Genomic DNA, 24076 nt, shown 5'->3' with positions numbered 1-24076 from the left:
CATTAACTGTCCGCGCATAGCCGCACTAAAACCCGCTGTAATCAGTTGGAGGGAATAACCATGTCCGAGCTTGCCCGATGGTCATACACCGGCAAGGCAACTTTCTGGAAGCGCCTGGCGGGGCAGGATGAATATGGCGACCCGCTGGGATTTGCTGAGCCTGTAGTCATCGACTGCGGCTATCAGGGTGGGTTGAGTAGGCGGATTGGTAATCTCGGTTCGGAGTTGGTGGTTAAAAACACGATCTGGACTGAGTTTGCTGACGCCGATACGGGCGATTACATCCTGATTGGTATCTCAGATGAGTCGGACCCGCTAAAGGCTGGAGCTGATGAGGTCATGCAGTCCGTCCGCTTTGAAGACACGTTTGGTCGCCTTGTCGATGATTGGGCAATTATTACAGGAGGGTAATGTGGGCGCTAAAGTCAGGGGGATCAAAGAAGTAAGGCGCAACGTTAATCGCATTGTCGATAACATTCAGGATAAACGGATAGTTCGCGCGCTGACCGGAGCGATGATTGTCGGGGCAGCGCAGGCGTCCATCTATACGCCAATCGACACCTCATACCTGCTGAACAGCCAGTTTCGTCAAATCGTAGTTAATGGCACCCGCATCACCGGTCGCGTGGGCTACACCGCCAGCTATGCGGCCTATGTTCACGATCCGGCAATCCGGCAGCAGTTCCGCCGCTCTACGGCAGAGAAAGAGTTTCTGACTAAAGGGTTTGAGGAGAGTCGAGACCAGATTGATCGCGTCGTGCAACGGGAAATGTCGCTATGAATCCTCCAATGCACACCCGCGTGCGTAACCATTTTGTTGATGCGGGACTTGCCACAGGGTTTACCACTCAGCTGCTGATGTGGAATGACACCGGCAATAAGGGCGAGGCATATATGGTTTTCCGTCCGGCTGGTGGCACGCCAATCGATGCTGTGATCAGCTCTGAATATTATGTGATGGTCGATGTGGTTGGCGCTATAGCCGGGAATGGTAGGGCAGACGCCGCCGTGCAGGACATTATTGAGCACGTCAAATCGAACCCGACAGGCAATCCTTGCCTGGGGCAGATCACTAACATGGGTGGAATACCTGCACCAATCCCAACCATGGAGGGACGTCTGGTTTATCGCCTGATGTTTTCTTGCCTCTACGGCGAATAAAAAAACTTTTTGAAATCACAGGTCGCTCAGGCGGCCTTTTTTTATGAAATGAGGAATTATATGAACGGTTGCAAAAGCACTTTTGACCGCCTGATTGGCCGCGCTAAAACGCTGGAACTGGCCTATGGTTGCCCGGATGCTCGACCGGGCGAGGCAGAGTGGAAATTACTCGGACTACCGACATCGGCAACATGGGATATGAGCCCCGAATCACTGACGTCAGACGCAGATGATGGCGGGTTTACCTCAACCATGATTGCCAGCCTGGACCCAACCTACTCGATTGAGGGCGAGGTTCGCGTTAACGATCGTTCTGATGAGTTTGGCATTCAGCAATTCACCAAATATTTCGTTGATGAAGTTAAGGCGCGCCACAATCCAACGGTCTGGATGCGTTTCCATTGGGGTAACTACTATCACATCGGTTACATGGTGGCATCTGGCCTCAGTGACGGCGGTGGTGTTAAAGAGATCGTTACTTACAGTCTTGAGCTGAAACTGAACGAAGGGACGACCTTCGCAATTGAGCCTGATGGAGAAGACGAAGCCGTGACCGGCGTGACGGTCACACCCACCAGCGCCAGCATTGCCGCAGGAGCATCCACCAGCTTCACCGTAAACGTTGTGCCAGCTGATGCGTCAGATACAACGTTTTCCGTCGCCTCATCTGTACCAGCGCGTGCTACTGCAACCATTAAGGGCAACACCGTGACGGTCAGCGCCCCATCTGGAGCGACGGCAGGCACCGCAAACATCACCGTAACCACTACGGATGGATCATTCACAGCCGTTTTCGCTGTAACCGTTACCGTATAGTGAACATTCCCTGGGTCTCCTGTGAGGCCCACACAATGATTACTGAGGAGAAAAGCCATGGTCCCAATGAAAGGGGTTGGTGAGTGCCTGATTAGCACGACGGACGCCGATTATCTGTTTCGCCCCTCGTTCATCAACATGATGCGCATTGGTGAGCCACAGGAAATCGTTCAGGTATTCGCTGACCTGCACAGCGACGAAATCACCCTACTGACAGAGCGTGCGCTGGCTGCATATGGACGCATCCCGTTGTGGATGATCGAGCACATCCGCACCAGTACCTACGGTAAACGCGTGCTGGTGGCTGCAATAACCGTGCTGGAGGCATGCAGCAGTGATGATCTGACTCCGCTGGTCGGTGAGTTCAGACCGGCTAAAGCAAAGGGCAAGACATTCAAGCGTCGCAAGGGGTTGATGGATGATTTGGATATGGTCCTGATCGCCCAATCGCTAATCACGCACGGCATTATTGGAAGGGCCAAGGTGCGCCAGTTGCAGCGCAATGAGAGCGGTGCGACCACAAACGAATTTAACGCATTTGAATATATCAGTGCTGCCCGTATCCATTTTGGAATCAGCCGGGAAGAGGCTCAGCAGCTAACGATGACAGAATTTCAGCTGATGCTGGCTGCTAAATACCCCGCTCAGAAGGGGTACACAAGAGAAGAGTACGACCAGACCGCAGATGATTATTTTGCTCGTCGCGAGAAGCGCCGTGCTAAAGCTGCCTGATCGTAAACATCCAAATCACACACCTCGCTCAGGCGGGGTTTTTTTATGCCTGGAGAATAGTGCATGGCAGGTTCAGTAAACGCTGGCAGCATCGTCTACGAGGTGGACATGGACACCGCCCGCCTGCTGGTGGCCCGCCGTGAGGTTGATGCCGCCCTCAGTGGTATGAGTGGGACTGTCGGGCGTCTTGATACTTCTGTGACCCGTGCAGAGCGCTCAGTGGCAACGTTGCAGCGCACTATGTCACGCCTGAGCGCCGTAGCCAGTAGTGTAATGGCGGCTATTTCGGTGCAGCAGATTGCGCAGTACGGCAATGAGTGGGTGACGGTTAATAACAAACTGGTTAACTCCGTCCGTGCCAGTGAATCCCTGGCCGATGTTACTCAGCGCGTATTCGATATTTCGCAGGATACACGTTCCGAACTGGAGGCTACATCAACACTCTATGGTCGGCTTGAACGCTCAACACGCAGCGCTGGGACGAGTACCAAAGACCTGATCACGCTCACCTCGACGATAAACAAAGGCCTGGCGGTTTCTGGCGCAACCACGGAGGAGGCCAGCTCCACTATGACGCAACTGTCTCAGGCGCTGGCGTCAGGCGTTCTGCGCGGGGAGGAGTTTAACTCCATCTCGGAGAACGGTAGCCGCCTCGCTATGGCGCTGGCTGATACTCTGGGCGTTACCATCGGCCAGCTCCGCAACATGGCTGCAGAGGGCAAGCTGACGACCGAAGTGGTGGTTAATGGCCTGCTCAAACAGAGTGATGCGATTGCTAAAGAGTTTGCCAATACAGCACTGACAATGGGCCAGGCGTTCACTGTAGCCAGCAACAACATCACCAAATTTGTCGGTGAAAGCACTACCATCTCCACTTCTATTCGCGTGTTTAATGATGCGGTGATTTCACTCAGTCAGAATCTTGATCTGGTGGCCAATGCGATTGGTGTGGCCGCTGTGATATTTGGTGCGCGTTTTACCGGCGCACTGGCGCTGGCAACGAAAGCGCGCATCGATGACACACTGTCGGCTAAGGCGCAGGCTACCGCCACTGCTCAATCCACTGCAGCAACCGCTAACGCCGCTCGCGTGACCGCGCTCAAGGCCAGCCTGGATAAAGAACAGGCGCTGTCAAACCTTGCCCTGGCTCAAGCTGAGTACAACGTCGCCAGAGGATCGGCGGCGGAAGCGTTCGCACTTGAAAACCTGATCGCCATTAAATCTGTGGCCATCCAGCGTTCTGCCACCTATGCAGAGGCTCAGATTGCTGAGGCAGCAGCAACCAGAACGGCAGCGGCTGCCGCAGTGGCGGCAACCACGACTATTGGCGGGCTCGCCAGAGGGGCGCTTGCCCTGATTGGTGGCCCCGCTGGTGTGGCAATGATAGCGGCTGCCGGGATTTTCTATTTTTATCAGAAGATGCAGCAGGCGCGGCAGGAAAGCATCGATTTTGCTGACAAGTTAGATGGCGTCATTGCCAAAATGAAAAATATGAGTCAGGTGCAGCTCGCCGCTCAGATTGATAATGCCACCCGGTCTATTAAAGCCCAGGCTGATGCTATCAAGGACAATCAGGCAACACTGGAGGCTAATGAGCTGCAGCAGGCCCGTCTGCGTCGCACTCTGAGCTATTTGCAGGAGGGCAGTCTTTTATACAGGATGACCCTCTCAGAGCTAACAGACGCCCAGAGTGAGCACACTCAACTACTCGCCGCCAATGAAACCGCACAGAACAAACTGAGCCAGACGGTCAACAAAACAGGCATGCTGCGTGCACAGATGAACGGGACGTTTGTACAGGGTATCGACCTGCTCAAGCGTGATGGGCATGAAGCCAGCGTAACCTCTGGCCTGATAAATCAGCTCGGAACCGCGATTGATTTCGCCAGCCGGGCAAAGGAAAAATTCAATTCCACCAGTCTGCAGATACCGCGCAGTGAAAAAGCCGACGCCTATAACAAAGCGTTGGAGGATGAAAATACACTTCTGGCCATTACAGATAAGCGTCTTCGTGCGGTCACTAAGGCGCGAATGGAGGCGACCGAAAAAGGGGGGAATCAGAATCAGATCAACGCTGCAGGTCAGCTAGCCGGTGCTCAGTACGATCTGCAGCTCGCTGAGAAGGCCCGAAATAAAGAAACCCGTGAAGGAGTGTCAGCAGGTAAGAAGGCAGAGACTCAGGCACAATCTATAGCCCAGAAACTGGCTAACCTGAAGCAGCAATCGGAGCTGGTGGCTGATTCAACCCGTCAACTCAGTCGCGAACAGGCGATTCTGGCTGCTCAGCAGTCCCTCGGCAGCGCTGCCACTCAGGCGGATATTAAACAGGCCGGGGAGTATGCCGCTGCCAAATGGGACGCCAGCAACGCTATCCGCGCTCAGGCAGCAGCCGAAAAACTCCTGCCCGAGGCTAAAGAGAATGCCAGCTATAAACAGGATGTGGCTGACCTGCAGACGGCCTTATCCGCCAAAAAAATTAGCCAGGCGCAATTCAACGCATTCTCAGAGCGTCTTGAGCAGGAGCACCAGGTTAATCTCGCCAAAATTAGGGCTGACCAGGTAGTAACGCCACAGCAGTCTGCTGCCGGTACAGTTGATCCGGTTCAGCAACTGGCAAACGAGAACGCCCAGAAACTGGCATTAATCCAGCAGTTTGAGGCAGATAAAACACTTACTCAGGATCAAGCTCTGGCTTTGAGAAATGCAGCCAATACAACGTTTGAGCAGGCGCGTATCGCGGCACAGTGGGAGATATGGAGTAACCAGAATGCTGCCAATCAGTTATTGGCGGCCTCGTTTGAATCGTTGGCAGGCAATGCCTCCAATGCTCTCACTGGTGTGATTACCGGCTCAATGTCTGCACAGGAGGCCATGTCATCCCTCGCCAGCAACGCGCTCAACAGCCTGGTAAATGGCTTTGTGCAAATGGGTGTCGAGTGGGTTAAATCTGCCGTCACAGGCGGAGCGCAACAGATAGCCATGCAACAGGCTGTAGCCGCGTCATCAGTTGCAGCAACAGCCACTACAACAGCAGCGAGCACCACCGCTGCAGGAACAACCATGGCCGCATGGCTGCCAGCCGCGCTGGTGGCATCTGTGGGTTCATTTGGTGCGGCAGCAATCATCGGCGGGGCGGCATTGGTTGGCGCGTTTGCGTTGTCACAAACATTATCAGGCAAACGCAAAAACGGCGGGCCGGTGTCAGCGGGCTCTATGTATCAGGTAGGTGAAGGCGGCAAGCCCGAAATCTATCAGGCCAGCAGTGGCAAGCAATTTATGATCCCCGGTGATAACGGCAAGGTGATCAGCAATAAGGACATCAACTCTGGCAGCAGCGGGCAAATTCAGGTCTCTATTGAGTTCAATGATTACACCTCTGGCACGCATACCTATGATGCACAGGCAACACAGAGCGGAAACACGCTAACCGTTCAGGCGTTTATAATGGACATGGATCAAGGTGGGCCGATGAGCAGTTCAATTACCAGCAATCTGCAGACGCAGAGGAGGGCGAGAGAATAATGGATATCAAACCGGGTGAGACGGGAAAAATGGAACTTCCAGTTGGAAAGCCTATGAGTTTCAATCATAACAAACCGGTTACCTATAAAGTAATCACAGTTGGTGGGTCAGTTATTGAAGTTTTATTACCTGGTGGGGTTGATCTTAATGTTCTTAATGCGGGAGACCTTGCCAGCGTTATCCTGACAATTAATGACTCTCCCACGGGTCCTACCGAGATTGTTTAACAAACCCGCTTCGGCGGGTTTTTTGTTTGCTGAGGAATAGCATGGCAATTGATTATCCCGAATGGCTACCCCTTGCTCAGAAATCCAGTAAAAACCCCACCAGCGATACAGGGTTTCGCACTGACCAGCCACAGGTTGGCGCGCCCATTTTCCAGAAATTAACTGACGATCTGAAAACGTCGTTCAACCTGACATGGGTATTCACCGCTGCCCAGCACAGGGCGTTCACTCAGTGGTTACGTAGCCCTCATTATCTGGATAACTGTAATCAGTGGTTCAACATGCGCGTTTCGACCGGTACGGGGGATACGGGTACTGAGGTTCAGGAGCTGCATTTCACAGCATTTCCAACATGGAACCAGAAAGGATCAACATTTACCTGGACCGGAAACGTTGTTGCTAGAGAGCTGAAAAACTCTGATGACGAGTTCGATGACTATCTGATCGAGTTTCCTCCGCCATGGGCGAGCTGGCTGGACATTATCGTTACTGGCTATCCCGATGGCCGGGATAAAGAGTCACTACCAAAGGTGGAATAATGCCGACTTTCCGCGAATACAAAAGCCGTCGTCCCAACAGGATTCTTTACGACACCATAACTTTTTATAACCCGGCGTTTGGCTACATCCGGCTGGTGGATAAGCAGATATTCCCCAAAACTTTTGCAGGTGTGGTTTATACGCCCTGCAGGATGGAGATTACTGAGAGCCAGCAAAGCAGCACACCGGTAATCAACAGCACGCTCAAATTCGCTCGCATGGCTCAGGATTTTAAGCAACAGCTCAAATTGTGGCGGGGTACAGGCCGGATCACACCCATCTCAGCAACCTACATGCGTTTTGATGCCTCCGACATGAACACGCCGCTCAAACCTTGGACGCTATACGTGAGCGACGTGAGCATGGACGCATCAGACGTTACTGTCAGCCTGACGCTAAAAAACCCACTGAATAACAACATCTCCCAGCTCTACACCCCAGAAGAATTTCCAGGACTCCAGAATGCGTAAATCAGAATTCATTGAGAGGGTCACAGGTGTGCCGTGGGCAGATCGCGCCTGCACATTTGAGGCTATGGACTGCTGGGGGCTGGTAGTTCTGTACTACCGGCATGTGCTGGGTATCGAGATTCATCACACTGAGGATTATGAATCAGGGCGGGACTTTATGACCTGTTTTGAGGAGGAGGTGATTTTCTGGGATGACGGGGAGATTTTCCGGGATGGCGGCATATTCATTGCCTACTACGGCGCTCAGCCCGTTCATGTTGGCCTGACGGTTGACGGCATGGCTCTGCATAGCCGGGGCGAGTGCGGGCATGTCAGAGCCGACAGCATCCGCACGATTAAAAAACTTTTTACCAGAGTGGAGTTTAAGACGTATGCCGGTCATTCAGATTCAGCGCGTACCGGGGCTACCTAAAGAGCGGATTAATGTAGAGGCCGGGCAGCTTTTCAGTGAGTGGCTGGAACAGCAGCAGCTTCACCGGGACGTGCGGATAAACCGGAATGGGGTTGAGCTGAGTGACGATGATGAGATCGGTTTTGCACTGGAGGAAAACGACCAGATCATCATTTTTGACCAGCCGCATTCAGGTGGTCTCGCCAAAACACTTTTAAACCCCTTCGAACACTTCAACCCCATCAAATTTACTAAAAAGGTGTTGGCTAGTCTGATAAAAATGCCGGGTGTTGGCAATGCTGGTCAGACGAAAACCTCCTCCAATAATAGCCTTAAGGGGCAGACAAACCTGGCGCGCAACGGCGAAGCCAAACCTGACAATTTTGGGCTCATCCGGGCGTTTCCTGACCTCATTCAGGAGTCTCTTTTTGAGTACTCAGACAACCTGAAATATCTGACTGAGTTTATGAATTTTGGCCTCGGCAGGTATACGGTCAGCTCCGTGCGATTCTCTGAATCGAATCTGGGATCGATGGCCGGGGCGTCATTCACCATCTACAACCCCGGCGACATCATCAATACTGTCCAGGAGGGCTATCAATTTGATGATGTGGATGGTCAGGATGTGCCAGGTAAGAACGAGTCTGATGATTTTCCGATTGAGACTGCATCAGCCACCAGCGTAATCAGCGGGAGCTATGCTGGTGGACAGATTCTGATGAAAATCGGCAAAGAGGCCAGCTTTGATTATTTCATGGGGCTGGCACTGCCCCATGCCGTGGAGTTTACGATCAGCGCGACGTACCCCACAGCCAAGGGGAACGTAACGCAGGATTTTACTCTCTCCGGGAACCTGATATCTGCAGACGAGACGAGCGAGGGGCCAGAGACGGAGCCGGTTTATTATTACAACTTCGTGATGAATGAGATTGAGGGCTCTAATGTTTCATACATTTCAACGGCGACTATCAACACCTCCAAATTTGTTCTCAATGATAATCAGGCGCTGGTGATAGGACCGTTTTTCTCGCCGGTTGAATCATCGCAATTGTGGATTCATACACAGTCCGCACTGGGTGGCAAATCAGAGACAAACTGGCGGCTGACGATTTGGAAGGTGGATGCAAACAATGCTCAGATTCCTGGCACATCTGAGACGTTCACCTACCGGCAGACAACACCGCACCAGTCATCCTCAGAGACGTTTTACCGCACCGACAAAATCATCCCTATAGGAGGGCATGGACGCTACTCGGTGAGTTTTCAGAGGACTGATAACAGCGGTGACAAGAGCCGACTGAAAGTGGAGGCGATCCACGGTGTCAATATCCGTAATAATGTGAGTTACCCGAACGACACGCTGGTCAGGGTCACTGTGCGTCAGACAAAAAATGCCACCAGCGCCCGCGACCGGAAATATAACGCTCTGATTAATCGCCATGTAATCAGCTACAACATGACCACGCAGTCTGTTGATTACAAGCTGCGGGCATCCCGTAAATTCTCAGATATTGCGCTGCATAACTGGCTGGTGGTTGGTGGGCAGGCTGAGAACACCATTGATATCCATGGTCTGTACCTGATTCAGGCTGAACTAGACGCCATTGATTCGCGCCTATCATATTTTGACTACACCTTTGACGATGAGGATGTTTCCCTCGGTCAGAGGATGGAGACGATTTGTGATGCAGCCGGGGTCAGTGTGTTCTGGGATGACGGGATATTGTCGTTCACCCTGGACAAGAAGCGGAGTACGCCAGCAACCGTTTTCAACCGGTCCAATACCACTGACGCGGGTTATTCACTGAGCTATGAAATGACGCTGCCGGGAGGGTATGACGGCGTTGAGGTGCAGTACCGCAACCCAACCACTAACAAACAGGCGTTCATCCGCTACCGCGTGCGCAACAATCAGATCGAACTCGGAACGCCAGCTAAAGCGAAAAAATTCGAGATGATGTATGTCCGCGATGATTTTCAGGCCGACCACCGCGCGCAGAAAGAGTGCCGCCGCCTGATTTACTCGCGCATGAACATGGCTATCACAGCGCTGGCGGATGGCGAGTGGTGCAACGTAGGGGATATGGTCCAGGTGCCGGACACCTACGATACAAATCATCAGGCGGGCTATATCGTTCATCGCTCGGGTAACGATTTCGAAACGAATGAGCGGATCACATTCACTGGCTCAATGTTCGTCATGATTACCGACAGCATGGGAAACACGACCGCCCGTTACCCGGCCACACCGCGCAGTGATACCGACTTTGGGTTTACTGCCGCCATCCCGGCTATCGACCTGAATATTTATGACGGGCATCAGGTGCAATCCCCATCGAGATACGTGATTGCTACGACTGAGGAACTCGACGCCACGCGCTGGATAATCACTGAAAAGCAGCCTGGCAGTGATGGCACTACCGCCCTGAGCCTCGCGGAGTACAACGACCTGATTTACCCCTGATTAATACACCCATCACAAAGCCAGCCACGTGCTGGCTTTTTTTATGGAATGAATATGGCTACCCAACCAACCAAAAATCCAGTACCCAGCGAATCACCCCGCGACCTGAAATTTAACGCCGGTAAAATCGATGAGTTCGTCACGTCCCCCTCGGGGGAATATACAGATCGTCTCGGTGGCAGGCATAAAACCATACGCGGAATGGAGGCGGATTTTGAGAACCAGCTCAGCAGCCAATCTGACCGGTTTAATACCCAGCTCAGCGGACAGGCAGAGCAGTTTACCGACCAGATCACCAGCCAATCCGATCAGTTTAATTATTTTATTCAAAACTCGGGCTATGAAGTGGTCGGGGATTATGAGGATGGCCCGCTCACAATCAATTCGTACAACCAGATTATTCGTTATCAGGGGGAGTTCTATAAACTCACTGGAGCAACAGAAATCCCCTGGACGACTACCGGCAATGATTCCACCAGCTGGGCCATTGACTCTGCGCAGCTGGTGGGCGTTGCAGATGCCGCGCTGCGTCAGGAGCTGGCCGGTAATGATGGGCTGAAACAGATCGGTCAATGTCCCGATATCATAACGTTGCGCGCAACCGAACCCGAGATGGATGGGCAGCGTATCTTTATACGTGAATACACCATCGGCACGGGGAGGGGTGGCGGGACGTTTGTGTACTGGCAGGACGATACCACATCGGCAGACGATGGCGGGTATATCATCGTTACCAAAGGCGGCAAGCGCTGGAAACGCAACTGCACCCCCGAAATGTTAAATGTGACGCACTACGGCGCGGTAATGGATGGTGTGACAGACGATATGCCAGCAGTGAAACGGATGCATTATGGCATGCAGGGGCAGTCAGGGAATTCTGTTGGGGTACGAACACCGGCCGGTGATATAGCCCTGAGTTCGACATTCGACATTTCGGGCGAGGCTGAGCAGGGCACATTCCGATTCCGTGGGCCTGATGTTGAATATGGTGCTGTACCACTTACCCGCGTTTATTTTGTTGATAAGACATCAACCACTCCCGTTTTTCAGGTCAATGCGCGCAGGATGGAGATCAGCGGTCTGCATTTGATCGGCAAGGATACTGTCACACCATTTTATAAAAACGTTTGCCCTGCTGGTCAGTACATTCGCGTTAAATCGTTTCGCTGCAACGATACTGGTGGTCTGGTGTTTGATGTTCAGGACACCATTGATACCAAATTTGATCAGATTTACTGCTCAAAAGCGTCAGGCGGATTTTTACGGGCAGGCTGGTCGAACACTGAAAAGGGAGGCTGGAACCACTCCACAGCAATAGAAATTACAAACAGCAACTTCTCAAGCAATACGACTGTTGATGTACTGCAATTGATTCGTTGCGGCCAGAGCCTGATGTACAACGTCTGGTTTTCTAATAACGAGTACACCTACGACATTTCACAAGGTGGGTGGATTCTGAATACCGTCATAATGGAGAACTCCACCTATCCGGCTAAAACAAAATGGGCAAAAACAGTTGAATTCAACTGCCGTTACGCTCAGGGCGCAACGCTTGATGATACTTTATCTGGCTATACGCCGGACATGGACAATGGAAAGAGCCTGCCTACTTCGGTAACAAACGCAATGGATCAGGGTCGCACCAGTATTACAGCTACAGGTGCATCCATGCGATCTGGTTTGGCTGCATATTTTACTTACTCAGACACAGTTTTAAAAAATTCCAACAATGCTGAGACATGGTTCTATGTCGGGCGCATCGTACTGCCTGTACTGGGCCACACAGCGATAGTGCGTTTTTTGGGTGCATCCGGTTGGGAAACCACGGCGACGCCTGTCACACGCCCAGGCTCAACGAATTTCGGCGGCGGTGAAGCTCGTTTGTATGTTGAGATGAAAAAACCTAACGAAGCTACTACCGGCACAATAGAAGCCCACTGGCATGGCGAGGGTGGCACGCCCGTCAAAGAGATCAGGATTGTACATAGCTGGCAGACCATACACATCTATGTGAAGGTCGCACAATATGCGCGGGCAACCGGAGTTTTCATTGAAACAAACAGTATCCCGCGCATGAATTCTGGTTCGCCATTTTACTTTGTGCCTTCTAACTCGCAATTATCCAATGTCGACGACATTGTCAACAACGTGACTGTACCAAGGCGCTGGGCCATAAACTCTGGCACATATGGCGGAAATGGGTTCGGCATGGATTTGGATTCAGGTGATTTGCTTTTAGATTCATCAAGTGTGAAATCCGTCTCTGCAACGGACTGGATATCTATCTTTATTAACGGTGAAAAGCGATACATACAGTACCAAGAGTTTAATGATGCTATTCGCTTTCCTCGTTACACATACGCAGAACTGCCAGACCCAGCTAAAACCACTTACGGAATGTGTTTCTGCATAGATACAACACGTACTCCAAAAATGCAGATGCTATACGCGTCAAATGATGGGATGTGGTATCCCGTTAATAATCCTTCTGATCCGTGGAAACCAGTTTAATGACATTTACAGCAAAGTTTATTCCTGATGAGTCAGTCATTGGTGGGTTGGACACGCCTGATGCACAAGGTTATTACGATGTTGAGTTTGAGTTTCTTGATGTTGTTGAAATTACCGAAACTGATCCTCAACAGTTAGTGTGCTGTTATTCGATGGCATTGGATGGAGTGAGACTGAATTATCGTTTTCGTTTTGGATATGCTTTCGATGGGAACAATGCAACATCTGAGAAAGCTGAGGCTGCATTAAAAAACTACCTAAATGAGATGTATGTGGCTGCTGGTGGCTTAAACAGTCCACTAGTAAAGACGTGGTCGTTAAATTCATTTAATATCAACAATTTAGATCAATCGATCTGTGTCACCGATCAATATCGTATTATTGATCGGTACAACCAGTTATGACTGAGAAGAGGGGGGGTATATTTTATTGCTGTTAGAGGAGGCTAACGTATTATGGAAAGGAAGACTGTATGGAAGCTGATGCTAATGGGGTGCGCTTTAATCTGGATAGTTACTATTCTGGGTTTAAATAAAATAATTAGTTTCCTTTATTCATTTTGCTTTATTATCTGATTTCGCCAACACCAGCCCGGCTTATGCCGGGTTTTTTATTATGCAGTGCATCCAATCAATATTGTTTGGAAGGCGTGCCGCAAATCTGAGTTATGAATATTTCAAGAGAAATTGAATAGGTTACATTCGGGTTTCACTGAATAGGAAGAACTTTATGGGAAATGGATTTGAGGAACAAGCATACGATGCAGCATGTATGGCTATGGGGGCGGCTGTCTGGCAACTTGTGAGTTCGGAGGAAGCGGTAACGCCGGAAGCTATTGCTAATATGATTCTGAAGCTCTCAGTACGTCGTGATGACTTAGCAATAAGCATTGCGCTGTCAGTGCTGTTTCAGTCATAAAAAGGCCCGCCAAAGCGGCCGTTTGTGCATATGTAATCTTGAGCCCATAAACATCCGCTTTGTTCCAGGAGCTGATGTTGCTAATTTTTTCAATTGCACTGACTAACAGTACACATATTATGATAGATATCACTTCCTCATGCGATAGCTTTTATTATATAAAAACATTGAAATAATCTCTTACTTTGAGGATAGCTCGATGGGGACATGGATTACGACAAATACATCATTTAGGTCATTTTTAAGCGATAGAATTGGTTATAAATCTGGTCTGGCACTCAATAACAATGAAATGATTCAACTTTTAGATAAAAATGATCCCCTATTTGATGTCTTCACTTGCGCAAGAGAGGAGTTTTGTCGCATCAGGACAAATCACATTGAAGATACTTTTCAGAAAATTTTGTATCGTCTAGGTGTCACAACACAAGATTTTATTGGCCACGCACCAACTTTACTAGAGATGGAATTCAGAAATGATCCGAAGCAGGAGTGAACTATTTCACCAGGTATTATATACTCTTGGAGAGACCCATTTTGATAAAGGTAAACAATCGATATTTATTGATTTTGATGAGGATCAATATTATCGATATATTCAATCGCAATTTGGAAGTGAAGCATTGCTTATTGCACGTAGGCTCGTGGAATTGAGTAAAGATAGTGAAGAAGCTAGTGCTTGGGAATGGCTTTCAGCAAGAGTTCTTGATTGGGAATCGCCAATTGAACTTAGAGGCTTGTTTGAGAGTGAATCATTAGATGCAATGTACGGAAGATTCATAGATCAAAGGTATTTGAATTACTTATCCATTAATAATGAAAAACTAGGTTCCATGCACTGGAGAAAGTTCGAAGCTTTAACTGCTGAGTACTTTGAACGAAAAGGATACAAAGTCGAGATAGGGAGTGGGAGAAATGATGGTGGCATTGATGTACGAGTTTGGAATCCTGATGCAAACGCCAGTGATCCTCCCGTTCAGCTTATTCAATGCAAACGAACAAAATCAAAAATTGACAAGGTCTTAGTGAAATCTCTCTGGGCAGATGTAATAGATGAAAAAGCTAAGGGTGGGGTAATTGTAACAACATCATCCTTTTCTCCTGGAGCTCGAGATGTCTGTAAAGCCAGAAAATATCCCATTAGAGAAATAAACAGGAACAAGGTAATACAGTGGTTAAATGAATTACGTAGAGTCGGTAGAGGGGTATTCATGGGAGATTAGAGCCAATTGCTGTAATTGATTGCTAGCGAGGAAATTAATGTCATTTCCTCGCTATTAATATGCTGTGAGCTAGCCGCAGAGCTACCTTGGCCGTAGCCTTCAACCCCCCCCAGCAGTATGCCAGAATCACCACTTAGTCCAAAGTAGCCTGCTGTCCTGTAAATATAGCGTATCCAAACTGACTAATCGGCATGACGTGGATCCGAAGAATGCCTTAAAGATTTGAAAGATACTGCCGATATTTTTTTAGAAAGATGAATGCGCGAATCGAATCCTGACTCTGTCGTGAAGAGATTCAAGCATTACATGACGGAAAGCTTGAATATCTGACGCGCCAGTTAGCGCTAAACGACAGTGATCACCGCAAGGACGCGGCTATAGCGTCTGATTGTGTAAAGGAAATTACATGGCAAGCATTGTATCTGAATATAATCGTTTTCTCACACACCTTACTCAGCAGAACGTACATGACGATGTCCGACGGCTTGCTCAGCTAATATCTAATTATCTGCAACACCTAGCCGAAGTTGGCACGGCTCGCCGTGGACGCTCGGTACGACTTGCTCCTCTAGCCGTCAGGCATATGGCAGACATGCTCATTGCTTACGAAGGAAATTTTAATGCACCTGAAGCAAGAGCTCGCCTTGGCCGCTTACACCAACTTCAGGTTGGACCATTCCGAGGATTCATGCGGCAGGAGGTCTTTGACCTGTCACACGATATCACGCTGATTTACGGAGCAAACGGCACCGGTAAAAGTAGCTTTTTTGAAGCGCTCGAATTAGGGATGTTGGGATCTATCAGCGAAGCGCAGTTAAAGCGTGTTGAACAAAGGCTTTATTGCAACAACGCACGTATTGGTCGACACGATGCTCCAGTGCTTCTTGCGGGAGAGCTTCAAGCTCCCCAGCCTGTTCAGGCTGATGAATCTGAATATCGATTTTGTTTCATTGAGAAGAACCGGTTGGATGACTTTGCACGCATTGCCGCAAGAACCCCTAGCGACCAGAAACAACTTATCGCAACACTGTTTGGAGTCGATCAGTTCAGTGAGTTTGTCCGTGGATTTAACCCTTCCCTTGATCCCGATTTGATGCTTACAGGCCCTATGGCTGCGCAACTGGTTGAACGAAGAAAACAGGTCGCCTCGTCAGAACATGTGATTGCGTCATATCCTCAGAAAATCATTGATATTGAATTGCATGAAAACGCCCTTGCCCAGCGTATGTCTCCTGGTGCGACCTATAAGGCATGCGTTGAATGGCTGGAAGGCACGTCACTTCAGGTTGGGCGACAACCATACGTTCAGGCTCTACTTGATGCAGTGCCGCCGCCGGTACATGGAATCACGCAGTCCCAACTTGAAACACTGCTCAATGAAGCATACCGGCTACAGGTGAGCAGCCAAGAAGCTTTAAGAGAGCTTACGATTAGGGCGGCTGAGGTTTCATATGCAAATCTCTATGAGGCGGTACAAGCCTTTGCGGATGGTGCGACTTCGTGCCCAGCCTGCGGCACATCGCTTAATAACGTAACTGAAGATCCTTTTGCGCGCGCGCGCATGGGGCTGGAAGCTCTGACACAGCTTGCTGAATTGCAGAGACGAGAGCAATCATTAAGAGCCGAGCTTATCGAGTCTGTCCGTCAACTGTGGGAAGAAATGAAACGCACCGTAACGGCCGCGATGACTGCATGCCCGGAAATACTTCAGGCTGCATCACTTCCTGTCTTGCCTTCAGCATCAGTTGGCTCTTGGCTTGAGAGTTGGATTGCCGAAGACCGTCAAGCTTGGAAAGCGCTTATGAACATTGCATCAGCGATTGAGCAAGTCGACACACAGTCCCGCGCTACCCTGGATCAACGCGCTGTGCTTACCCAGGAACGTGACCGCCTTATTCAGTTTCGGTTTGAAATAGAAAGGCTCCGTACGCAACGTGGTACTGTCGATGTTGAGCTGGCAGCCTCCCAGGCTTCGGTAAACCAATTTAACGAAAATAATCGGGAACTGCTTGAAGCCATTGCGGCAGAAGAACCACTCATACAGTTAAATCAGCGCATAAAAGCGGCATACGATGCATTTCTGCCAGAGCTCCAGCAATACATGGCTGCATTGCCGGGCATATTGCTGCAGGGATTAGGGGAACAGGCCCGAAGCCTTTATAACGCTTTTAACCGAAGCGATGAGCCTGGCGATCTACTGCACGCACTGCACCTGCCGGTTGCTGAAAACGGCAAGATCGAAGTCGAATTTATGTGTGAACCTGGCATTCGTTACGATGCATTGATCATTTTCAGTGAAGGGCATATCAAGTGTCTGGGGCTCGCCATATTACTGGCTAAGAATATCGTTCAGGGCTGTCCAGTCGTCGTCTTCGATGATGTTGTTAACGCTATTGATGATGAGCACCGGGACGGTATCTGGCGTACATTCTTTGAGGACGGTTTGCTGGACGACAAGCAGATAATCCTTACTTCGCATGCTGAAGAGTTTCTTATACGCATTCAACAGGAGCTAGGTGTAGCACGGGCTGGCACAATTAAGCGCTACAAATTCCTGCCGCACACAGGGGAACACGAACTGCGGGTAGACAGCAATCCGCCTATAAAGAACTACGTCCTGCTAGCACAACAGGCGCTGGATGGTGATGAAAAACGTGAAGCGCTACGTCAGTCGCGCCCAGCGCTGGAAAGTCTAACCGACAGCCTCTGGTCTTGGATGAGCAAGCGCGGAGACGGTCGAATTGAAATAAAGCTTAGCGGGCCGCGATCTCCTTGGGAGCTAAATAACAAATGCTCTAAATTAAAATCGGCCGTTAACCGTATTGCAACGCAATATCCCGAAGCTTCAGCTGCAGTTGTAGCTTTGGAAAGGTTGCTGGGCGTCAGCGGTTCCAGCATTGAATGGGGATATCTGAATAGCGGCGTCCACGATTCTCAGCGGGATCATGAGTTCGACCGCGCTACAGTAAGGCTTATCGTGGAGTCTGTCGTATCACTTGATGCCGCAATCAGCGCCATGAGAAACCGATAGACATCATTCGTTTCACAGCTGAAAAAAGGGGAACCTGCCATAGAACGGCTCCCTTTTAAGGAATACATGGCTATGTAAGTCAAATTCAGTCTGTAGTGAAAACTACAACTGACCGCTTCTCGCTCATAGCTGACTTAAACCTGACGTCAGTCTGCTTGTTGCAAGAAAACGGACACTTTACGTAATTTTTCAACCACTAATGGATATGAGTATCATGAAATTACTTCATTTATATGAAAAATTCAGCTTAAAATAATTGCGGCTCAATAATAAAAATTGTGGTTTCTAACAGTGTTTTAGGTTTTAATTAAAATCTATTTAAATGATGCGAGAAAAAAATGAGTGATTCGTTTTCAATTATACTACCTAAAAGAGATAGTACCCTAGTAGAAATAGAGACTAATCAGAGTGTTCTTTTTATCGGTGCTAATGGTTCTGGGAAATCTCGCCTTGGAACATGGATGGAGTTTAAGTCCCCTCAAAAAGATGTTGTTCATCGCATTTCCGCTCAGCGGGCTTTAGCAATGCCTGACCACACAACACCAACTGCGATTGAAAAAGCGCAGAATAATTTACTCTATGGAACAGCAGATTTGGGAAATGCAGATACAATTTGGCATAAGACGAATAGGCGCTGGGCAAACAAACCTGCTATATCATCGTTAAATGATTATGATAAATTGATGGTGTACCTCTATTCTGATAAGGTTGAGTTAAATTCTAAATATATTGAATCAGTAAGGCTTTCAGACAAAAGAATTGAACCGCTGATAACAAAATTAGATAAAATTAAATATATTTGGGAAAAAACTCTACCTCATCGGGAGCTTGTTATTGGTGGTTTGACCATTCAAACGCGAGTAAGAGGAGTTGACAATGTTGTCTATAATTCCTCAGAAATGAGTGACGGTGAGAGAGTTATTTTTTATCTTATTGGGCAATGTCTTGCTGCTCCTGAAAACGGAATTGTTATCATAGATGAGCCGGAGATTCATCTTCACAAATCTGTGCAGGTTCCACTATGGAAGAATATAGAAAAACTCAGACCGGACTGCCAGTTTGTATATATGACTCATGATATTGATTTTGCTGCAGCGTTACATGAAGCTAAGAAAATCTGGTTGAAAAGCTATGATGGTTCTTGTTGGGATTGGGAAGACGTTCCAGATGTAGAAGGTTTACCAGAAAGTTTACTAATTGAAATATTGGGCAGTAGAAAACCAATCGTATTTGTTGAGGGGGAAAATGGAAGCTATGATGTATCTCTTTACCGTGCCGTGCTAAATAGTTACCTAGTTATACCATCTGGTTCTTGTAGCCAAGTAATACAAAATGTAAAGGCTTTAAGAACTAGTGAAAAACTCCATCACATGGAGGTTTTTGGAATTATTGATAGGGATAGGCGGGTCGATGTAGAAATTCAATCGTTGCTAAGTTTTGGTATTTATACTTTAAACGTAGCAGAAGTGGAAAATCTATTTTGCGCTCCGGAAGTTTTAAATTTAGTTAGCGAAAGGTTAGCCAGAAATCCTGATGAAGATTTACAATCGGTTAAAGATTATGTGCTTCGTGCAATATCCTCAGAACTAGAAAATCAAATTTCACTGCGTGTAGTTGGCGAAGTTAAATTCAAGCTTAACTGTTTTGATGAAAAAGCAAAAGGTATCAATGGTATCCGTGCAGCTCTTAACTTATTGGCTGAGGGAATTAATGTTGAAGAACTCTACAGTGAAAGTTTATCTCTATTTAAAAAAGTAGTTGATGAGCGTGATTATCTTCTGGCGCTAAAACTTTATAATAGGAAGAGCCTTTCATCCCAGGTAAGTAGGCATTTGGGGCTAGCAAATGGCCAGCTTGCTCAACTAGTAATTAGAATGGTTAATACTGACAGTGGCGAGTCAATGATAAGGGCTCTCAGACCATATTTTGGCGAGTTTTCCAGCAAAATTGTAATTTCGAATGCGTAATATTTATCATGATTGTGATTCGATGATATATGCGTTTCATATGTCTACTTTTCGCTCAAGGCAGACCTGAACAGCATTCAAAAAAGCCCCGGCGACGGGGCAGGCATAGACCGCGCCTTTCTTTGCAGGCTGCGGATGAAAAATTTAAGATCAGTTGCGCCAGACTTAACCACTTAACCACTTAACCACTTAACCACTTAACCACTTAACCACTTAACCACTTAACCACTTAACCACTTAACCACTTAGCCTCAACATCCTCGACATCCTCAGCAACTTTACAATTTTGAGTCCCGCTTCGGCTTGATCAAATCCAATGATTGATAATGCTGTTTATTTATACAGTAATTATACGGGGGTTATAATGCCACGCGACTACGAAATTATGATGGCCTTCAGGCAAGCGATTAAGCGCGATGCTGAAGGTCGATTCACTATCAGCACACTCGACTTTGTGAAAGAACTTGGTCGGATGAACTGGCATTACACTCTCAACTCTGCGAACAAGTGGATAGAGACACATACGACCACGTTCCATGATATTTCTCCTACAGACGGTGATGAACGTGTGTTTCAGGTGTTCAATCCGAACGGCGGCATGTGATGTTCGCCCTAGTTGATGTGAACTCGTTCTATGCGAGTTGCGAAACGATCTTTCGTCCTGACTTACGCGGTAAACCAGTGGTAGTCCTGTCGAATAACGATGGGTGTGTGATTGCACGTTCTGCAGAAGCAAAAAAGTTGCAGGTGCCGATGGGAGCGCCTTACTTCAAGCTTAAAGACGAATTCAGAAAGCATGGCGTCCATATCTTTAGTTCGAACTATGCACTTTAGTAAGTTACGTGGAATGCAACATTGATTGAGTAAACTTTGAACAGCAAAGCTGTTGTCAGAGGAGAATGCAATGCTGATTCCACCGAGTGAACACGTTCTGTTGCTGGCAGAGCGCTGGCTGCAACTGTTATCCGATCTGGGGCGGGCGCAGGCCACGCTAACAGCCTACCGCAATGCCCTCCGTCATTACTTTGCGTTCTGCAGCCAGAACGGAATTAAACCTGAAAAGGCGCGGTTTGAAGACCTGGCTGCCTATATTAGTCCTCAGTTACCCGGGATGCCTTTTTCCGCGGCCAGCGCCACGCTCCAGCTTCGCCTGTCGGCGATCCGCCTCTGGTATGACTTTCTCATGTACCTGGATCTTTGCACGGTCAATCCGCTGCCCCGATCCGGCACGCCCGGCATGCTGAGTTCCGGCCGGGGACTGGTTCCCCGCGTTGTAAAGCTGCCGCGCATTCCTGACGATGCGCAGTGGCAGTGTTTTCTTTATCATGCCGCCGCTTCCCCACTGCGTGACCGCCTGATGCTGGCATTAACCTATTACGGCGCGCTGCGTCGGTCTGAAATTACCTCGCTAAGTATTGACGACTTCGACTTTGCTCACCGGCTCATCCGCATCCGGGCAGAAACCACCAAGAGCCGGCGTGAACGAATTGTCTGTTACAGCCCGGCAGTAGTGCCAGTGCTGGCCGCGCACCTTATGCAGATGAAGCGGACCGGAATCGTAAGAGGTGCCCTGTTCCGTTCTGAGTCCGATCGTAATCAGGGCGGGCCGCTTTCATTCTGGACCTGGAGCAAAACGGTACGGAAATGGGCGCTTGAGTCTGGGATGCCGGACATCTCAACCCATACCTTCCGGCACCTGCGACTCACACACCTTGCCCGCGCGGGCTGGAAGTTGCACGAACTTGCCACCTATGCAGGACACCGCGACCTGACCACAACACAGATTTATATTCATCTTTCTGGCAGGGACCTGGCTGCCCGGATGGCTGGCGCGATTGAAACGGCAGATATCAGGATGGCGAACCTCATTTTCAGAACAGAGAAATAACATGAGCCCACACACACCGATTGAAAACAGCCGGCATCCGTTCGACATGACTGAATACCGGCTTGAGGCGTCACTGACCCTCGCTGAACGGACGGCACTGAGCAGCGCTCACAGCCGGTCCCGTATGCTGCGAACGAAGCCGGTGCCGGACCTCATCAGGCCGCTGATGGACATTGCCGCCGGAAGCGGATGCGGCAGCAAAATCACGGGGCTGGTGATAGCCGGATTGCTGCGCGAAATGCATGCAGACGGCATGCCCTGCTGGTGCTGGCCGCAGGAACGCTGGCTGACGCTGTGCCGGGAAGTCAGGGAGGGCCGTCCGTTAATGGCCGCTTTTGCCTGGCATCTGGCTGATTTGCATGACCCGCTCAGCCTGCCTGATATACGTAAACCCGCGCTCTATGCTTCTGCCATCTTCGGCCAGGCTTTTTATCACCAGGAGCTGGACCGGCTGACTGATACGCTGACGTCGCTGGGTTATGCCCCGACCAGCCAGAAAAATCATGTCTCGGGTATACTGGCAACACTGATGATCATGAACAGGGATCCCCGGCTTGAAACGTTTACGCCTGAACTCCTCTGGCGCGCCCAGAGCGGGACAGACAAGGGAATATCCCGTTACGTCGGCCGCGTTTCACATGCACTTGCCGCACTGGGGATTATCAGCGCCCCGGTGAGGATGCGAAACTATAAAAAATGGTACGAAAAGCCGGTCGAAGGCGTCGATCCGGCCTGGGTGCACTGGTGCCGGCGCTGGCGGGAAACGTCGGTGCTCAGGCCGCGCACCCGTGAAAGCCAGTACAGCTTTATTCTGCGCTGCGGCCTCTGGCTGAAAAAGGAGCATCCGGAGGTTCGGGAACCGGCAGACTGGACAATGGAAACCTGCGCCAGCTTCATTGCGGCGGTAGGCCGGATGAACGTGGATGAGCTTCAGCTGGGCACGGAAAGGGGCACCGGCAAATCGGTGCGCTCCGGCGAGCCCATGATGCCGCATTCCAGGGCGCATTTTATCTATTCTCTGCGCCGTTTTATGATTGATTACGAAAACTGGGGCTGGGGGCGCCTGCACTTCAGCCCTGCCCGCCATCTTTCCACACCGGATACGCCGCTGTTCCGTCGCGGCGTCAATCCCCGTGTTATTGACGATCCGGTCTGGCTGAAGCTCATCTGGGCCAGCCTCAATCTGCGTCAGGAAGATCTGCTCACTGAAATACATTATCCACTGGCCATGCTGCAGGCAATGGCCGTCATCTGGACCCATGCGGGGGTAAGAAAGAACGAACTGCTCCGCCTGACAACCGGGTGCATCGCGCCGCAGGCGGACGATATCGTGAAGGACGACGGAAGTATCATCCCGGCAGGAACCCTGTGTTACCTGCATATCCCTGCCGGAAAAACCTCAAAAGCCTTTGTTAAACCGGTGGCGGCCGTGGTGAAAAAATACGTCGACATATGGCTGGATGAGCGTCCGGCAGAACAGGCTTTGCTCGCTGACGAGCGAACCGGTGAGAAAGTCCGGCTTCTGTTTCAGTACCGGGGTAAGCCTGCCGGCAGCGCTATCCTCAACCGCACCGTGATACCGATGCTATGCGCAAGAGCGGGCGTGCCTTGTGAAGACAGTGGCGGAATGATAACCAGCCACCGGGGGCGGGCCTCAGCCGTGACCGCGCTGGCGAGCGTACCGCAGGGCATGTCGCTGTACGAACTGATGCAGTGGACGGGCCATTCAACGCCCCAGTCTACAATGCACTATCTTCGCATCCGCCCGACTCAGCTGGCTGCCTCGTTCGTCAAAGCCGACAGGGTCGCTCATATGATAAGCGTGCTGGTTGACCACGATCCTGAAGCCGCCAGCCTGTCCGGGCCCGCGACCTACTACGATCTGGGCGACTCATACTGTACGAACCCCTTCTGGAGCAGTTGCCCGCACCGGATGGCCTGCATCGGCTGCGATTTTAACCTGCTGAAGGATAGCGCGCGCGGGCTGATACTGGAGAGTAAAGCATCCATCCGGCGTTACCTCGAAGAGGTCCCGCTCACTCCCGATGAGAGAGCCATACTGGAGCAGGATGCTGAAAAGGTTGAGCAGGCTCTTACAAGATTGGGCCCACAATCCTGACTGCTCAGATGCTTACAATGTCAGGTCTGAGGGTATCAGTGCAGAATCAGTACAGATAACTGAACGCCGTATTTGATATAAAGCTGATTATAACGGG

At 49.8% G+C, this 24076-nt stretch carries 21 protein-coding genes and 1 pseudogene; all 22 read left to right on the top strand.

Annotation, left to right across the window (positions count from 1 at the left end; genetic code table 11):
• Positions 1 to 60: 60 nt before the first annotated feature.
• The 22 genes and pseudogenes from ACX8ZY_RS12220 to ACX8ZY_RS12115 all read left to right on the top strand — a co-directional run bounded on the left by ACX8ZY_RS12220 (position 61) and on the right by ACX8ZY_RS12115 (position 23979).
• Entirely contained in the window at positions 61 to 411 is a 351-nt protein-coding gene (locus ACX8ZY_RS12220) for a hypothetical protein (protein WP_459259994.1), read from the top strand.
• A gap of 1 nt (position 412) precedes the next feature.
• A complete protein-coding gene (locus tag ACX8ZY_RS12215) occupies positions 413 to 781 on the top strand; it encodes an HK97 gp10 family phage protein (protein WP_459259992.1) in 369 nt (122 codons plus the stop codon).
• Entirely contained in the window at positions 778 to 1161 is a 384-nt protein-coding gene (locus ACX8ZY_RS12210) for a phage tail termination protein (RefSeq protein WP_459259990.1), read from the top strand. Before ACX8ZY_RS12215 ends, ACX8ZY_RS12210 begins: the two co-directional genes overlap by 4 nt.
• A 60-nt stretch (positions 1162 to 1221) precedes the next feature.
• On the top strand, positions 1222 to 1977 hold the full coding sequence (locus ACX8ZY_RS12205) for an Ig-like domain-containing protein (RefSeq protein ID WP_459259988.1): 756 nt from the start codon (positions 1222 to 1224) through the stop codon (positions 1975 to 1977).
• A gap of 57 nt (positions 1978 to 2034) precedes the next feature.
• Positions 2035 to 2709 carry a DUF6246 family protein gene (locus tag ACX8ZY_RS12200; protein ID WP_459259986.1) on the top strand — a complete coding sequence of 225 codons (675 nt, stop codon included), beginning with the start codon at positions 2035 to 2037 and terminating at the stop codon, positions 2707 to 2709.
• A gap of 63 nt (positions 2710 to 2772) precedes the next feature.
• Entirely contained in the window at positions 2773 to 6231 is a 3459-nt protein-coding gene (locus ACX8ZY_RS12195; RefSeq protein ID WP_459259985.1) for a tape measure protein, read from the top strand.
• Entirely contained in the window at positions 6231 to 6458 is a 228-nt protein-coding gene (locus ACX8ZY_RS12190) for a hypothetical protein (RefSeq protein WP_158131806.1), read from the top strand. Before ACX8ZY_RS12195 ends, ACX8ZY_RS12190 begins: the two co-directional genes overlap by 1 nt.
• A gap of 41 nt (positions 6459 to 6499) precedes the next feature.
• A complete protein-coding gene (locus ACX8ZY_RS12185) occupies positions 6500 to 6997 on the top strand; it encodes a hypothetical protein (protein ID WP_459259983.1) in 498 nt (165 codons plus the stop codon).
• Positions 6997 to 7467 carry a DUF1833 family protein gene (locus ACX8ZY_RS12180; protein ID WP_311978042.1) on the top strand — a complete coding sequence of 157 codons (471 nt, stop codon included), beginning with the start codon at positions 6997 to 6999 and terminating at the stop codon, positions 7465 to 7467. The genes ACX8ZY_RS12185 and ACX8ZY_RS12180 overlap by 1 nt, the downstream gene beginning before the upstream one ends.
• Positions 7460 to 7879 carry an NlpC/P60 family protein gene (locus ACX8ZY_RS12175; RefSeq protein WP_421665015.1) on the top strand — a complete coding sequence of 140 codons (420 nt, stop codon included), beginning with the start codon at positions 7460 to 7462 and terminating at the stop codon, positions 7877 to 7879. The genes ACX8ZY_RS12180 and ACX8ZY_RS12175 overlap by 8 nt, the downstream gene beginning before the upstream one ends.
• Positions 7839 to 10322 (top strand): host specificity factor TipJ family phage tail protein, encoded by a 2484-nt coding sequence (locus tag ACX8ZY_RS12170; RefSeq protein ID WP_421665014.1) that lies wholly within the window; start codon positions 7839 to 7841, stop codon positions 10320 to 10322. Before ACX8ZY_RS12175 ends, ACX8ZY_RS12170 begins: the two co-directional genes overlap by 41 nt.
• A 54-nt stretch (positions 10323 to 10376) precedes the next feature.
• Positions 10377 to 12833 (top strand): hypothetical protein, encoded by a 2457-nt coding sequence (locus tag ACX8ZY_RS12165; RefSeq protein ID WP_158131804.1) that lies wholly within the window; start codon positions 10377 to 10379, stop codon positions 12831 to 12833.
• Entirely contained in the window at positions 12833 to 13237 is a 405-nt protein-coding gene (locus ACX8ZY_RS12160; protein WP_421665013.1) for a hypothetical protein, read from the top strand. Before ACX8ZY_RS12165 ends, ACX8ZY_RS12160 begins: the two co-directional genes overlap by 1 nt.
• A 325-nt stretch (positions 13238 to 13562) precedes the next feature.
• Complete coding sequence (locus ACX8ZY_RS12155) at positions 13563 to 13751, top strand: hypothetical protein (RefSeq protein ID WP_158131802.1); 189 nt, start codon at positions 13563 to 13565, stop codon at positions 13749 to 13751.
• 199 nt (positions 13752 to 13950) lie between these two features.
• Positions 13951 to 14247, top strand: coding sequence for a hypothetical protein (locus ACX8ZY_RS12150; RefSeq protein WP_459259979.1), 297 nt, complete (start codon positions 13951 to 13953; stop codon positions 14245 to 14247).
• A complete protein-coding gene (locus tag ACX8ZY_RS12145; protein WP_459259977.1) occupies positions 14228 to 14974 on the top strand; it encodes a restriction endonuclease in 747 nt (248 codons plus the stop codon). The genes ACX8ZY_RS12150 and ACX8ZY_RS12145 overlap by 20 nt, the downstream gene beginning before the upstream one ends.
• Before the next feature lie 406 nt (positions 14975 to 15380).
• Entirely contained in the window at positions 15381 to 18005 is a 2625-nt protein-coding gene (locus ACX8ZY_RS12140; protein ID WP_158131800.1) for an AAA family ATPase, read from the top strand.
• A 338-nt stretch (positions 18006 to 18343) separates the two neighbouring features.
• A complete protein-coding gene (locus ACX8ZY_RS12135) occupies positions 18344 to 19972 on the top strand; it encodes a DUF4435 domain-containing protein (RefSeq protein ID WP_233273061.1) in 1629 nt (542 codons plus the stop codon).
• 364 nt (positions 19973 to 20336) lie between these two features.
• Positions 20337 to 20576 carry a DNA polymerase V gene (locus tag ACX8ZY_RS12130; RefSeq protein WP_158131799.1) on the top strand — a complete coding sequence of 80 codons (240 nt, stop codon included), beginning with the start codon at positions 20337 to 20339 and terminating at the stop codon, positions 20574 to 20576.
• Positions 20576 to 20803, top strand: a pseudogene (locus ACX8ZY_RS12125) (Y-family DNA polymerase); the annotation flags it as partial. The gene ACX8ZY_RS12130 and the pseudogene ACX8ZY_RS12125, both read left to right, overlap by 1 nt.
• A gap of 73 nt (positions 20804 to 20876) precedes the next feature.
• The gene (locus tag ACX8ZY_RS12120) at positions 20877 to 21860 is read left to right on the top strand and encodes a tyrosine-type recombinase/integrase (RefSeq protein WP_010260799.1); all 984 of its coding nucleotides are present in this window, start codon (positions 20877 to 20879) and stop codon (positions 21858 to 21860) included.
• A gap of 1 nt (position 21861) precedes the next feature.
• Positions 21862 to 23979: a tyrosine-type recombinase/integrase gene (locus tag ACX8ZY_RS12115; RefSeq protein WP_061060476.1), complete on the top strand. Its 2118-nt coding sequence runs from the start codon at positions 21862 to 21864 to the stop codon at positions 23977 to 23979.
• The last annotated feature ends 97 nt before the right edge of the window (positions 23980 to 24076 follow it).

Source organism: Pantoea sp. XAF26B01_ASV70 (assembly GCF_054512635.1).
The sequence above is the reverse complement of the archived record's forward strand: the minus strand, read 5'-3'. Positions and strand labels throughout refer to the sequence as shown.

Bases quoted from the DNA above. Each gene is read 5' to 3' on its own strand.
- ACX8ZY_RS12220 (WP_459259994.1), top strand. From the start codon at position 61: ATGTCCGAGCTTGCCCGATGGTCATACACCGGCAAGGCAACTTTCTGG.
- ACX8ZY_RS12210 (WP_459259990.1), top strand. From the start codon at position 778: ATGAATCCTCCAATGCACACCCGCGTGCGTAACCATTTTGTTGATGCG.
- ACX8ZY_RS12205 (WP_459259988.1), top strand. From the start codon at position 1,222: ATGAACGGTTGCAAAAGCACTTTTGACCGCCTGATTGGCCGCGCTAAA.
- ACX8ZY_RS12200 (WP_459259986.1), top strand. From the start codon at position 2,035: ATGGTCCCAATGAAAGGGGTTGGTGAGTGCCTGATTAGCACGACGGAC.
- ACX8ZY_RS12195 (WP_459259985.1), top strand. From the start codon at position 2,773: ATGGCAGGTTCAGTAAACGCTGGCAGCATCGTCTACGAGGTGGACATG.
- ACX8ZY_RS12190 (WP_158131806.1), top strand. From the start codon at position 6,231: ATGGATATCAAACCGGGTGAGACGGGAAAAATGGAACTTCCAGTTGGA.
- ACX8ZY_RS12185 (WP_459259983.1), top strand. From the start codon at position 6,500: ATGGCAATTGATTATCCCGAATGGCTACCCCTTGCTCAGAAATCCAGT.
- ACX8ZY_RS12180 (WP_311978042.1), top strand. From the start codon at position 6,997: ATGCCGACTTTCCGCGAATACAAAAGCCGTCGTCCCAACAGGATTCTT.
- ACX8ZY_RS12175 (WP_421665015.1), top strand. From the start codon at position 7,460: ATGCGTAAATCAGAATTCATTGAGAGGGTCACAGGTGTGCCGTGGGCA.
- ACX8ZY_RS12170 (WP_421665014.1), top strand. From the start codon at position 7,839: ATGCCGGTCATTCAGATTCAGCGCGTACCGGGGCTACCTAAAGAGCGG.
- ACX8ZY_RS12165 (WP_158131804.1), top strand. From the start codon at position 10,377: ATGGCTACCCAACCAACCAAAAATCCAGTACCCAGCGAATCACCCCGC.
- ACX8ZY_RS12160 (WP_421665013.1), top strand. From the start codon at position 12,833: ATGACATTTACAGCAAAGTTTATTCCTGATGAGTCAGTCATTGGTGGG.
- ACX8ZY_RS12155 (WP_158131802.1), top strand. From the start codon at position 13,563: ATGGGAAATGGATTTGAGGAACAAGCATACGATGCAGCATGTATGGCT.
- ACX8ZY_RS12150 (WP_459259979.1), top strand. From the start codon at position 13,951: ATGGGGACATGGATTACGACAAATACATCATTTAGGTCATTTTTAAGC.
- ACX8ZY_RS12145 (WP_459259977.1), top strand. From the start codon at position 14,228: ATGATCCGAAGCAGGAGTGAACTATTTCACCAGGTATTATATACTCTT.
- ACX8ZY_RS12140 (WP_158131800.1), top strand. From the start codon at position 15,381: ATGGCAAGCATTGTATCTGAATATAATCGTTTTCTCACACACCTTACT.
- ACX8ZY_RS12135 (WP_233273061.1), top strand. From the start codon at position 18,344: ATGAGTGATTCGTTTTCAATTATACTACCTAAAAGAGATAGTACCCTA.
- ACX8ZY_RS12130 (WP_158131799.1), top strand. From the start codon at position 20,337: ATGCCACGCGACTACGAAATTATGATGGCCTTCAGGCAAGCGATTAAG.
- ACX8ZY_RS12120 (WP_010260799.1), top strand. From the start codon at position 20,877: ATGCTGATTCCACCGAGTGAACACGTTCTGTTGCTGGCAGAGCGCTGG.
- ACX8ZY_RS12115 (WP_061060476.1), top strand. From the start codon at position 21,862: ATGAGCCCACACACACCGATTGAAAACAGCCGGCATCCGTTCGACATG.